Below are 12,763 nucleotides of genomic sequence, written 5' to 3'. Positions count from 1 at the left end.
CTAACTAAGTGGGACGATCGCCAAACTCGGAATTATAACCTTCTTCACCGTGTTCGTTGATATCCAAACCTTGCAATTCGGCTTCCTCTTTGACTCGCAGACCGACTGTAGCATCGATAATCTTGAGAATAATCCAAGTACCAACACCTGCGATCGCATAAGCAACGGCAATTGCTGCTAGTTCAACTCCCAATTCACCAAAATTACCACGTAGCACTCCATCTTTACCTCCGCCGTTGACTTGAGTTGTGGCAAAGATGGCCGTTAAAATTGCCCCCACTGTCCCACCAACACCATGCACGGGATAGGTATCTAAAGCATCGTCAATTTGCAGCTTATGCTTAAAACTTACAGCATAGAAGCAAACAAAGGCGGTGATGAAACCAACTAAAATCGCTGATAGCGGTGTCACAAATCCGGCGGCGGGGGTGATGCCTACTAAACCAGCAACGGCTCCTGTAGCTGCTCCTACGGCTGTGGGTTTACCCCGTAAAACTGCTTCTAAAATTAGCCACATTAAAGCTGCCGCCGCCGCCGCCGTATTGGTGGCAACAAAGGCTGTTGTTGCTAAATTTGTTGTTAAGCCACCAGAAGTTCCACTGGCAACAGATAAGGCACTCCCAGCGTTGAAGCCGAACCAGCCAAACCAGAGCAAGCCAGCACCCAGCAAAATGAAAGGAACATTGTGTGGCGGGCTAAGGCGATCGGGATGGGTTTTCCGAGGACCAAGGACGATCGCTGCTACCAGAGCTGAAACCCCAGAGCTAATATGAACTACTGTGCCACCTGCAAAGTCGAGGGCACCTAATCCACCAGCCAAACCTAATAATCCACCTTTCGCCCATACCATGTGGGCTAGGGGGGCGTAAACAAAGGTTGACCACAGCAGCACAAACAGTGAATAGGCGCGGAAACTCATCCGCTCAACGAGCGCCCCAGAAATTAAGGCTGGGGTGATAATGGCAAACATGGCTTGATAAATCGTAAATGCCTGGTGGGGAATCGTTCCGGCATAAGAGACGACATCAGCATATTTGGGGTCTGCTGCTTTGAGCGCATCTTCATAAGGCAGATGCGGCAAGTAGCCTTGAGTCTCTAAACCGACACCGTTTAACCCAAACCATTGCAATCCACCAATGAATGGCAAGCCTGGTGCAAAAGAAAGACTATAGCCCCACAAAATCCAGGTAACTCCCACGATCGCCATCAACACAAAGCTCATCATCAATGTGTTTAGGATATTACGCGATCGCACAAATCCACCATAGAAAAACGCCAATCCTGGTGTCATTAGCAGCACGAGTGCTGCTGAAATCAGCATAAATGCCGTGTCTCCAGTATCAGCAGCAGGTGGAGCCGCGGCTGGTGTTTGGGCAAAAGCATTGCCCATCAACGGCCCTGCCAAAAACAGTAGGGTGATAGCCCCAATCATTACAACTTTCTTCAACACTTCTTTTTCTTCCTAAGCACCAACGATTTGTATCCTTAACTACATTTGATTACTTTTGGCTACATATTTTTGTCTTAAAAGTTACTTAACTTTAATTTTCTGGAAATGTTAACAAAAATATAATCGTAATCGTAGTTGCCAAAATCGAACCAAGGGTGTAACGATGCAATGATTGCATCTTTTTGTGCAGGATAGCATTTTATGCAAGCGCTACAAAACTCCAAATTTTTAGTTACTTCCTGTTACAAATCAAGATACTTATAAAAATTGATAATAATTATCAATTTTCAGGAAATTTGTACAAATTTACCATGAATTATCTTTATATCTACGCATTTATGCGGTAGATATACAGATGGTTGCTTATCTTCGGCTGGTTATTAAAAATTTTGGCGATTTTTGGTCAGGTTATTATGTGTTCAGGGAATTCCAGCAAAATAAACATCCCATCTCCAGATAGCACAGATATGGTATCCAACAAATATACAAATAATTTGGGATAATTTATTTTTTGTTAGTCTCTGAAAAGTGGGTATTACAAAATTTATTAATCTAGAAGTTTTACTTAAGGTCTGGGTGCAAACATGATAATTAGAACACTCACTAAAGCTAAACATGCTCCCATGAGATCGTAGCGGTCTGGAGTTACCCCGTCTACCTTCCAACCCCAAAGCATCGCTATTGCAATAAATACACCACCGTAAGCAGCATACACTCTGCCAAAATTTGCCGATTGAAGAGTTGCAATAATTCCATAGAAAGCTAAAGCAATTCCCCCCAATATGCCCCACCAGAACGGTTTACCTTCGCGCAACCACAACCAGATTAGGTAGCCTCCTCCAATTTCAAATACACCAGCCCACAAAAAATACAGCAAAGACTTAATCATTTAACAAATGTGTTCATAAGGGCGAACTCAGTGAAATTACGCTAACGCTTTTAACTAAACTATTGTCATTAATTGAAGTAAGTTTGTTGACCTGGGCATTGGGCATGGGAAGAGGCAGAGGGGCAGGGGGAGCAGGGGAAAAATACTAAATTCTGATTCCTAACTCCTAACTCCTAAACTCAGCACTAAATAAAGGGGGGAAAGAGTTAATTTTTTCTTCTCCCCCTGCTCCTCTGCTCTCTGCCCCCTGCCCCTCTGCTCTCAGAATATAGATAAGGCTTAAGGATGAAAGCACCATTACCTAATAACGAAGTACAGAGAATCGAGACACTTTTGGAGTATAAAATTCTCGATACACCATCTGAAGCTGCCTTTGATGATCTCACTCGTTTAGCCTCGTATATTTGCCAGACTCCTATTGCCTTAATTAGCTTAATTGATACAAATCGCCAGTGGTTCAAGTCAAAAGTCGGTTTAGATACCCTAGAAACACATCGAGATTTTGCATTCTGTAGTCATGCTATTTTACAGCCTGACGTTTTTGTTGTACCTGATACAACAGATGACGAAAGGTTCGCCACCAACCCACTGGTTACATCTGACCCAAATATTCGATTTTATGCTGGTGTACCTCTGACTAACCCTGAAGGATATGCTCTAGGAACTTTGTGTGTAATTGATTACGTACCACGAGAACTTACTCCAGAGCAGATAGAGGCATTACGAATATTAGGTCGTCAAGTTATCAAGCAACTGGAATTGCGCCGAAATTTAGCAAGCTTACTACTTTTTAACAATAAAAGTAAACAGGTGCAGAAGGTAAGCAAACAATTTTTCAAAAAGATTGCAGCAGGTTTTGGTATAGCTTCGGTAATTTTAGTTTTGATTGGTGTGGTTTCCTATCAAAATACAACAGTATCTACTCACAACCGCAGTGCCATAAAAAATACTTATCAAAAAAATAACAGTTTAGAACAGCTACTATCTCAAATAAATGATGCGGAGATTGGGCAACGTAGTTACATTATTACTGGAAAACAAACTTATCTAAAACCCTATCAAGAATCACTTGCTAATGTCGATCAAGAAATTGCCAAACTAAAGAATTTAAGCACAGATAAACCAAACCAACAAAAGCAGATTGCAACGCTTGAAGTTCTAATTGTAGATAAACTTACTGAACTAAACCAGACTATCAACTTACGCCAAAAAAAGGGAGCAGAGACGGCGTTGCAGGTAGTACTGACAAATAAAAGTCAAAATCTCATGGATGATATCCGCAAAGAGATCAATGAGATAGAGAACGAGGAAAGGGAGCGGCATCAGAAACTTTCAAAAACAGCAAAAGCTTGGACTCGCAAAACAACTGTGACAATTGCGATCGCTATTTGCCTAAGTTTTATCGTTCTGACTGTAGTTTACTACTTCATTTATCATGAGGTAACAGAGCGCAAAAGAGCAGAAGAAAGCTTAAATCAAGAACGTAACTTTATCTCAGCAGTCCTTCATACAGCCAGTGCATTAGTAATAGTTCTCGATTCTCAAGGGCGAGTTGTTCGTTTCAATCAAGCTTGTGAGCAAATAACAGGTTACTCCTTCGATGAGGTGAGGGGTAGGTATTTCTGGAACTTGTTCCTACTTCCTGAAGAAGTGGATTCAGTTAAAGCAGTTTTTGAGGAATTGCTAACTGGTAGAGGCTTTCTGGAGCATGAGAACCATTGGGTAATGAAGGATGGCAGTCGCCGACTTATTGCTTGGTCGAATACCTTCTTAAAAAACTATGAAGGAGCGGTGGAATACATTGTTGGCACTGGTACTGACATCACAGATAGTAAACGAGTACAACAGCATTTAACTGCACAATATACTGTAACCCGCGTTTTGGCAGAGTCTACCACAATCAACGAGGCTAACCCCCGAATCCTGCAAGGAATCTGCGAGAGTTTAGGATGGGATTTAGGTGAAATTTGGATGGTCGATCGGCAAGCAAATGTGCTGCGTTTTCTTTCCATCTGGTATAAAGCATCTCTTGAAGTGCAAGAATTTGAAGCACTGAAGCGGCAAACCACTTTTATAGAAGGAATTGGACTACCTGGACGTGTTTGGGCTAGTTCTGAACCTGTTTGGCTAACTGATGTTGTCACGGATTTGAATTTTCCTCATTTTGAAATTGCGGCTCAAGTAGGATTGCACACAGCTTTCGGTTTTCCAATTCGGACTGGTAACAAAATTCTGGGCGTGATTACCTGCTTCAATCGTGAAATTAAACCTCTTGACCAAGATTTAATCAACACGATGAATTCTATTGGTGAGCAAGTGGGCCAATTTATTCAGCGTAAGCGGGCTGAAGAGGAATTACAACGCCAAAACTTGCGATCGCAACTTTTTACCGAAATCACCCTTAAAATTCGCCAATCTTTGCAAATTGAAGAAATTCTCGAAATCACTGTCAAGGAAGTGCAAAAGATTCTCCAAACTGACCGAGTTTTGATCTATCAGCTTTTCCCAGATGAGTCTGCAACCACCGTTGTTGAAGCAGTAATTTCTGGCTTACCAGAAATCAAAGATCAAAATATCACCGCCCCTTACTTACGAGCAGAATACCTGCAACAGTACTATCTACAAAAGTACCGTCAAGGAGAGATGTTAGGACTGGCTGAGTTAGATTTACTCGAAGTCCAACAAAGTGACCTGAAATTAATCCAACAGTTTGGGGTCAAAGTCAACTTTGTTGTACCTATTTTGGTCAAAGAAGAACTTCGCGGTTTGCTCATAGTCCATCAGTGTGATGATTCTCACCAATGGTCTAGTTTTGAAACTCATCTCTTGCGGCAAATAGCTGACCAAGTAGGCATTGCTTTAGCCCAAGCTCAACTTTTAAAAGCAGAAACTCGTCAGCGAGAAGAACTTGAAATTGCCCGTCAACAAGCGGAATTAGCTTCTCAGACTAAAAGTGCTTTTTTGGCAAATATGAGTCATGAAATTCGCACTCCCATGAATGCTGTCTTGGGGATGACCAGTTTGGTTTTAGATACTCCCTTAAATCCAGAACAACGAGATTTTATTGAAACAATTCGAATTAGTGGAGATGCCCTTTTAAGTTTAATCAACGAGATTTTGGATCTTTCCAAACTTGAGGCTGGAGAAATGGCTCTCGAAACTCTAGATTTTAACCTATCCACTTGTGTTGAAGAAGTGGTGGGATTATTAGCTCCATCAGCCCATAGTAAGGGATTAGAAATTGCTGCACTACTTTATAACAACGTCCCTATTTACCTCAAAGGCGATGCTAGTAGGTTACGGCAAATTCTGATGAACCTAATTAGCAACGCTATTAAGTTCACTAACGTTGGTGAAGTCGTAGTGCAAGTAGAATTGCGATCGCCTTTGGCAAAGCCATCCCTTTCCTCCACAACAGCCACCATCTATTTTGCCATTACAGATACAGGTCTTGGCATTAGCCCTGAAGAGCAACACAAAATCTTTACGCCATTTACCCAAGTGGATGCTTCTACCACTCGCAAGTATGGTGGTACCGGTTTAGGATTAGCTATTTGCAAACAACTGGTGACTTTGATGGGAGGAGTCATTGGGCTGGAAAGTCAGAGGGGAAAAGGATCTAAGTTTTGGTTTGAGGTGCCTTTTGCCAAACAACTTGAACCTATTTTGCCAAACTCCGATAGCTTCTTGCCTGCGACACATTACACGAAGGTCAAGAGCGAACCCGGATTTTTGAACAATCGCCGCTTGTTAGTAGTAGATAGTAATGCTACTAATTGCAAAATTATCTATCATCAAGCTACCGGTTGGGGAATGCAGGTAGATCAAGCTGACAGTATTGCTGCTGCCCTCGAAGCTATTCAGGAAGCTTGTGAGTGTGGTAATTCTTATGATGTCGTCTTGGTTGATATGCAAATGGCTCAAACTTCTGGCATAACTTTAGAAGAACAAATTAAAGCCAATTCTGCAATTGCTAAGATACCTTTGATTATACTCACCTCTATTAATCAACGCACCCAATTGCAACGAGCGCTAAAAATAGGATTTGCTGCTTATTTAGTCAAACCCGTTAAGCCCTCTCGACTCCTTGATACCATTATGACTATTCTAAAAACTCAGCCTCAACCAGAAGAAGGGTCTAAAGGAAGAAGGCTAGAGGCTACTACAAAAATCTCAAGTACAGAAACTTCCAGCATTCTTACTTCCTCTGCCCCTAACCCCTCTACTCAATTCCAGTTAAGAATTCTCTTAGCTGAAGATAATTTGGTGAATCAAAAAGTCGCCCTGAAGCAACTTCAGAGTTTAGGCTACAAAGCCGATGTTGCTGCCAATGGAGAGGAAGTTTTGCAGCTATTAGAAAAAATTCCTTATGATTTGATTCTAATGGATTGCCAAATGCCAATTCTTGACGGTTTAGAAACCACAAAAGAAATTCATCGTTGGCAAGAAGACGCTTTTGCTCTGCGTCGTCGTCCTGTGGTAATTGCGATGACGGCTAATGCGATGAAAGAAGACAAACAAATGTGTCTCAATGCAGGAATGGATGACTATCTGAGTAAGCCAGTGTTTAAAGAAAAATTGGCTGCCACTCTAGAGCATTGGACAAGTGTTATCCGCTCAAAACAAGAGCCAGTTGTTGATGAACAGACAGTTTCTACCACAAACAACGACAAAATTGACCTAGCAATTGATTGGGAACACTTGCATCGGATATCGGAAAATGATGGAGAATTTGAATTAAATCTATTGCAAATATACCTTGAAGATGTTAAACCCCGTTTAGAGACCATCATTGCAGCGATCGCATCTGATGACTTTGGCCAAATTGCGCGAGAAGCTCATCACCTTAAAGGTGCTAGTGCCAATGTTGGAGCCACAGCTATGTATCTAGTAGCTGACAAACTAGAAAAGTTAGCTTACGAGCAAGAGCTTAGAGATGCTACTAACTTAGTTTTAGAGTTAAAAGAATTTGTCAACTCTATGCAAGACTTTTTAACAAGAAAGAGTTCAGTCTGAATTCTGTACGAGTAGCCGATAAATATGTGAGTTTAAGTCCCCCACTAATTAATTCTGAATTCTACATTCTTTTTTAATCATAAATAAAGTAATAAATAATACCTTAGTTACTCATCAAAAATGATGAGTATTAATTCCAAATTAATATAGAAAAACAGCCTTGATACAATCGTACCAATAAAAAATTTTAGTATTTACAGAGAGAAAACTTGCATAAAATCTTCCTACGTCTCCAGCAACTTTAGCTGATATAGTAGCTGATACCGCCATTACTTGGCTAATTATCATTATTCAAGAGGTCTTATGAAACGCTTAATCTACATCATCCCTGTTACTGCAATTAGCTTACTGACCTTGGTAGGATGCAACAGCGATCAAAAATCCACTACCCAGACTCCTGCTACTACAGAAACCACTAAGGCGGCAACAGTATCAAAAACCCCTAGTGCTACGCAGGGAGGTTTTGATACTTTGGCCGGTGTCGTTACAAATACAAAAACTGCGGTGCAAGCCGGAAACTTTGACAAAGCTCAACAGGAATTTAATAAGTTTGAAGACTCTTGGTCTAAAGTTGAAGATGGTGTCAAAACTAAATCTTCAAAAACCTATAATACCATCGAAGATGCTGCGACCCAGGTGAAGGGGACACTGAAAGCAAAAGATAAAGCGAAATCTCTTAAGGGGTTACAAACACTTGAGACAAACATCGCCACTGTTTCCAAAAAGTGAGGGAAAACTAACATAGAGCAGGAGCCAAAAAATAAAAGACAGTAGAAAAATAGTTTTTATATCTGGCTTTGAGACAAATAGTTCTGTTTCTTATCAAATTGCAAACTGCTATAGTTTCCACTGGAGATTTTGGAGAATGCGTTCATTTCGCAAATACCACCGGACTCTGGCGATTATTTTGGCTTTACCACTTGCTGTAACATTATTAACTGGTTTTGCAGCTACCTTGGTAGGTGAGTGATCAGCTAACATTGGAGTTCCACGTAGTATACTACTTTCGATTCATCGTGGTGAAATCTTGGGTTTACAGGGAATCTACCCGATTTTGAACGGACTAGGACTATTAGGGTTGTTGGCCACTGGATTAAGTATGACTAGTTTGCTTACTAGAAAAAGGTCAAAATCTGTGTAAGGATTAATCAAAAGCGATCGCAGTTTTTTAAAGTATAAAAACAAAGCAGTAATTCTGCGATCGCAAAAGTGCAATTAAGGCATAATCCATTGTCTCCAGTGCTGCAAAACTCATTACAGAAGCACTTAGTAGAGGTATTACTCCTGCTTCAGAACGGACTAGAATTTCGACAGACATAACTTTTTCAATTCTTTGACAAGCTCCTGTAACATCAAGCTATTAACTTGAAAAATATTAGTTTTAACAAAATAATGATTCGTGGCAATAACTAAAATGTTTTGCTCCTGCCAAGAGGAATTTTCAAACATCCTCTAAACCAACAAGTATTTTTGAAGGTTCAAATAACTATGAATAATCTATCTTATCAGTATCTAGAAGAAAGTAATAAAAAGGAGAAACCTTTATATACTGCTGATACAGTACGTACTTATCTTCACGATATTGGACGTATACCTTTATTAACTCATGAGCAGGAGATTAATTTTGCCAAACAAGTCCAAAAAATGATGGCTTTACTAGCTATAAAAGAAAAATTAGCTACTAAATTAAAACGTCAGCCGACCCAGCAAGAGTGGGTTGAAAATACAGATATCGGCGAACAATCACTGCTGCAACAGCTACATCAAGGGCATAAAGCCAAGCAGAAAATGATTCAAGCTAACCTGCGACTCGTAGTATCTATTGCTAAGAAATATCAAAGACATAACCTAGATTTTCTGGATTTAATTCAAGAAGGAAGTTTAGGTTTAGAGCGAGGAATTGAGAAATTTGACCCTACAAAAGGGTACAAATTTTCAACCTATGGCTATTGGTGGATTCGCCAGGCGATTACACGAGCGATCGCCGAACAAGGACGTACTATCCGCTTGCCTATTCATATTACAGAAAAGCTGAACAAAATCAAGCGGATTCAACGTGAATTAACTCAAAAATTAGGTCGTACTCCTACCGCAGTTGATATCGCCGAAGAACTATCTTTAGATCCAAAACAAATTCGAGATTATTTACTTTTGGCACGTCAACCTATCTCTCTAGAATTACGAGTTGGCTCAGACAAAGATATAGAATTACAAGATATGTTGGAGGATAATGGACTCTCCCCAGAATTATATGCTGAACAAAAGTTTCTTCAACAAAATATTCAAAATTTATTGTTAAAATTAAATCACCAGCAACGAGAAATATTAACTTTACGTTTTGGTTTAACAGATGGAAATGAACTTTCTTTAGCAGAGATTGGTCAACGGATGGGTATTAGTCGAGAACGAGTGCGACAGATAGAGCAACAAGCTTTAGGTACTCTACGAAGACATAAGGATAAGATACACAGCTATCTAGCTAGTTAATTGGGAATTGGGAATGACGACGGTTGCATAGTAGCTACCGCCTGTTAGTTCTTCTTTAATTAAATCCGCATAATTTGGTATGTTATGATGGGCGATATTTACGACAAGCCGCTAAGAGCGTCTACACAATCTACAAAAACAGAGGTTGAACAGTCAGATCCTTTTGGGTGATGCTGAAGTTATGTTGTTCTGCTGTGGCAATGAATGAAACGATCGCCTCACACGCCACAGCAACAGTTAACATCACCAGGTTTCGCGCCAACGGATAATCACAAACATCATCATTAACCTCAGAAGGAACGCGATAAACGTCATTCCAAATCACTTCTGCATAATCTGCTGATAGTCCAGCATGAAGACAAGGAATACTTAATTGTTCAGCATAATCTTTCACTGCTTGACGTGCCACGCTATTGTCAAAGACATCGACAATTAACTGGCTGTCTTTGAGCAATTGAGTTGTATTTGCTGGTGTCAAATCCTTTATTTTGGCATCAACTTTAGTACCAATTGCTCGATATAAATTGTTCGCCAAAATCTTCGCCTTGAACGCTCCCACATCAGAACGGTAGTAAGGCTGAGTCGATAAGTTACGCTCCTCAATGCGATCGCGATCTATCACGGTAAGTTTATCAAAACCAGAGCGAGCTAAGTTTTCCGTAATATTAGCTCCTAATGCTCCAGCGCCACAAATGGTTATAGGATAGTTTTTCAGCTTTGCCATCACAACATTGGTGCGGTAAAGTTGTTCGTGAAAAAAGATACTCATTGTTCTCACTACTCTTGTTGTTCCATGACACCTATTAAAGATTGCAAATCAAAATCGCGATCGCGTCCACTTAGACAAATACCAGAACTAACAACAGTCAAATCAGCTTTAGCGATCGCACTACTATGGCGAACACCATCAGCAGTTGTCCAATCGACTGTCCAGTAGTCGCTGCGATCGTGGAATTGATTTAATTCACCGCCGCCCATTTGCAAAGCTTTTCTCAGTCGCTTTTCATCCTGTTGGGGTTGAGTAAATCCCTCAATGCGCCGAGTTGCTAATTCATACACTGTGCGGATTTCTGGAGTAATGCCCTTAAACTGTAATTCCTCAGCAGGAATGAGTTGCTTAACAGCAGATTGCAAAGTTTCAACAATTACCGGATCGGTTCGGCGATCTATTTCCTCAAACCAGCAAGACTGTCCATTCCATCGGGCAATGATTTGCTCAAAGGCGATACCCTCGGTAACTAAGTGGACTGCGATCGGCTTAACTACCTTCAACCGTTGACGCATATCTGCTTCATTTACGGGGTATGCTAACCAAGTTTGTTTACGCAATTGGTGTGCTAACCGCAGCCGTATTTGGGGAAAGTGTTGCAGGTATTCTGCAATTTGGGGTAAATCTGCCTCTTCTACAACCGTTGCTGTCTTCTCATCCACAGGCTGAAAGATGCCCCAACCTTCAAATTTACTAGGCTTTTGCGTGAAGGTGTAAACCATCCCGGCTACCCTTGTGCGAACTCGTCCACCTTTGACACAGGGTGCAAGGAATTGGGTAGCAGATAATTGTGCTTCTGCGATCGCAATTTGGTTAATTAGCTTAAATATATTAGTCATAACTAATACTCATTTTCAAAAGAATGCTATGGATGCAATTCCAGAAACCGAAATGAAATCTAAATTACAAATTACGAATTAATGTGCGTGCAAGTTGGTGGAGCATTGCGTGTTCTCAGTTACTAGAGGGACTCTGCTGGTGAGTTGTTACACACTCTTTAAAGGATGGCTACTTTTAAGCCAACCTCCCAGGTTCTTCGCACTCCCCGTTCACACACGCCCACTGCATTTGGCAGTGTTACCTTCCTCTCGTACTAGTATGTAGGCTCACACAAGTTGGGGCACGCAGGATATTAATATAATACAGCATACTACATAAAATTGGAAGAGATGAAAAGAGAAATTTTAGAGTAGAGCGATCGTTGCCATTTCAGATCGCTCATCAATCTACTGAAATTCTCATTGATGACGCTGGTAATACGGCTAAACTGCCAAGAAACCAATCTAATATAAAATAATAAATAAAATCAAGTGTAATACTTTAGATGGCAGAATATGATAACCTTTGTAAGATCCTTGCAGAAAAGTATCCCCTTGATTTTACCCGTTGGTTATTAAATCAAGAACCGCAAAAAATTGAAATTTTAAAAACTGAATTGAGCATCGAACCCATACGCGCTGACTCAGTAACATTTCTGCAAACAGAAAATCGGATTTTACACCTAGAATTTCAAACTACTGTCAAATCACAAAAACCAATTTCTCTGCGGATGCTAGATTATTACGTTAGATTGACACGTAAATATCAAATTCCTGTCACACAAGTAGTGATTTTCTTACAAGAGACAAGTGACGCGATCGCTTTTACTAATGAATATGTCAGTGAAGTAACAACCCACCGTTATCGAGTTATACGGATGTGGGAGCAAGATTCAGCACTATTTCTTAGCAATCTAGCTTTATTACCTTTAGCACCGTTAACACAAACAGATTCACCCCAAACGTTATTATCCCAGATTGCCCAGGAAATTGCTAAAATTCCAGATATAGAGACAAGACAAAATACTGCTGCCTATACTGAGATTTTAGCAGGGTTAAAGTTTGAGCAAGATTTGATTCTGCAATTATTACGGGAGGAAACTATGCAAGAATCAGTGATTTATCAGCATATTTTGCAAAAGGGAGAACAAAAGGAAGCGTTTAAATATACTTTACGTCTTTTAAATAGACGCTTTGGTAAGATAGATTCACTAATAATCGAGCGTCTCCAACTATTATCTACCGAGCAATTGGAAAGCTTAGGAGAAGGATTTTTGGATTTTTCGAATATATCTGATTTAGTTGCTTGGCTTGAACAAAATACAAGCGGTTAA

9 protein-coding genes, 1 pseudogene and 1 other annotated feature are annotated in these 12,763 nt (G+C 40.4%); of the genes and pseudogenes, 5 read left to right on the top strand and 5 right to left on the bottom strand.

Going from position 1 to position 12,763, the window contains the following annotated elements; all coding sequences use genetic code 11:
- Nucleotides 1-4: 4 nt before the first annotated feature.
- Together FBB35_RS23255 and FBB35_RS23250 are read right to left on the bottom strand one after the other, a co-directional pair.
- Complete coding sequence (locus tag FBB35_RS23255; RefSeq protein WP_174711606.1) at nt 5-1,450, bottom strand: ammonium transporter; 1,446 nt, start codon at nt 1,448-1,450, stop codon at nt 5-7.
- A gap of 565 nt (nt 1,451-2,015) precedes the next feature.
- Entirely contained in the window at nt 2,016-2,339 is a 324-nt protein-coding gene (locus FBB35_RS23250) for a YnfA family protein (RefSeq protein ID WP_174711605.1), read from the bottom strand.
- A 285-nt stretch (nt 2,340-2,624) separates the two neighbouring features.
- Here FBB35_RS23250 and FBB35_RS23245 point away from each other — a divergent pair, with 285 nt between their 5' ends.
- The 3 genes and pseudogenes from FBB35_RS23245 (at nt 2,625) to FBB35_RS35025 (ending at nt 8,496) form a co-directional block, all read left to right on the top strand.
- Nucleotides 2,625-7,355 (top strand): GAF domain-containing protein, encoded by a 4,731-nt coding sequence (locus FBB35_RS23245; protein ID WP_174711604.1) that lies wholly within the window; start codon nt 2,625-2,627, stop codon nt 7,353-7,355.
- A 303-nt stretch (nt 7,356-7,658) separates the two neighbouring features.
- Nucleotides 7,659-8,084, top strand: a complete 426-nt coding sequence (locus FBB35_RS23240) for a DUF4363 family protein (RefSeq protein WP_174711603.1) — start codon at nt 7,659-7,661, stop codon at nt 8,082-8,084.
- Between the two features lie 136 nt (nt 8,085-8,220).
- A pseudogene (locus FBB35_RS35025) lies at nt 8,221-8,496 on the top strand (peptidase).
- 27 nt (nt 8,497-8,523) lie between these two features.
- Here FBB35_RS35025 and FBB35_RS23230 read toward each other — a convergent pair.
- Nucleotides 8,524-8,673, bottom strand: coding sequence for a hypothetical protein (locus FBB35_RS23230; protein WP_174711601.1), 150 nt, complete (start codon nt 8,671-8,673; stop codon nt 8,524-8,526).
- Between the two features lie 170 nt (nt 8,674-8,843).
- On the opposite strand from FBB35_RS23230, the gene FBB35_RS23225 reads away from it, so the two are divergent.
- A complete protein-coding gene (locus FBB35_RS23225; protein ID WP_174711600.1) occupies nt 8,844-9,842 on the top strand; it encodes an RNA polymerase sigma factor, RpoD/SigA family in 999 nt (332 codons plus the stop codon).
- Nucleotides 9,843-9,972: 130 nt separating this feature from the next.
- Here the strand turns inward: FBB35_RS23225 and FBB35_RS23220 are convergent, their stop codons facing one another.
- Together FBB35_RS23220 and FBB35_RS23215 are read right to left on the bottom strand one after the other, a co-directional pair.
- Entirely contained in the window at nt 9,973-10,611 is a 639-nt protein-coding gene (locus FBB35_RS23220; protein WP_174711599.1) for a ThiF family adenylyltransferase, read from the bottom strand.
- Between the two features lie 8 nt (nt 10,612-10,619).
- Nucleotides 10,620-11,450 carry a hypothetical protein gene (locus tag FBB35_RS23215; protein ID WP_174711598.1) on the bottom strand — a complete coding sequence of 277 codons (831 nt, stop codon included), beginning with the start codon at nt 11,448-11,450 and terminating at the stop codon, nt 10,620-10,622.
- 136 nt (nt 11,451-11,586) lie between these two features.
- Nucleotides 11,587-11,642: a sequence feature (23S ribosomal RNA rRNA prediction is too short), on the bottom strand.
- 293 nt (nt 11,643-11,935) lie between these two features.
- Between FBB35_RS23215 and FBB35_RS23210 the strand changes: the two genes are divergently transcribed.
- Complete coding sequence (locus FBB35_RS23210) at nt 11,936-12,763, top strand: DUF4351 domain-containing protein (RefSeq protein WP_174711597.1); 828 nt, start codon at nt 11,936-11,938, stop codon at nt 12,761-12,763.

Source organism: Nostoc sp. TCL240-02 (genome assembly GCF_013343235.1).
Classification (GTDB): domain Bacteria; phylum Cyanobacteriota; class Cyanobacteriia; order Cyanobacteriales; family Nostocaceae; genus Nostoc.
The sequence above is the reverse complement of the archived record's forward strand: the minus strand, read 5'-3'. Positions and strand labels throughout refer to the sequence as shown.

Excerpts from the sequence above, each read along its gene's own strand:
- FBB35_RS23250 (WP_174711605.1), bottom strand. The coding sequence starts at position 2,339 with ATGATTAAGTCTTTGCTGTATTTTTTGTGGGCTGGTGTATTTGAAATT.
- FBB35_RS23245 (WP_174711604.1), top strand. The coding sequence starts at position 2,625 with ATGAAAGCACCATTACCTAATAACGAAGTACAGAGAATCGAGACACTT.
- FBB35_RS23240 (WP_174711603.1), top strand. The coding sequence starts at position 7,659 with ATGAAACGCTTAATCTACATCATCCCTGTTACTGCAATTAGCTTACTG.
- FBB35_RS23230 (WP_174711601.1), bottom strand. The coding sequence starts at position 8,673 with ATGTCTGTCGAAATTCTAGTCCGTTCTGAAGCAGGAGTAATACCTCTA.
- FBB35_RS23225 (WP_174711600.1), top strand. The coding sequence starts at position 8,844 with ATGAATAATCTATCTTATCAGTATCTAGAAGAAAGTAATAAAAAGGAG.
- FBB35_RS23220 (WP_174711599.1), bottom strand. The coding sequence starts at position 10,611 with ATGAGTATCTTTTTTCACGAACAACTTTACCGCACCAATGTTGTGATG.
- FBB35_RS23215 (WP_174711598.1), bottom strand. The coding sequence starts at position 11,450 with ATGACTAATATATTTAAGCTAATTAACCAAATTGCGATCGCAGAAGCA.
- FBB35_RS23210 (WP_174711597.1), top strand. The coding sequence starts at position 11,936 with ATGGCAGAATATGATAACCTTTGTAAGATCCTTGCAGAAAAGTATCCC.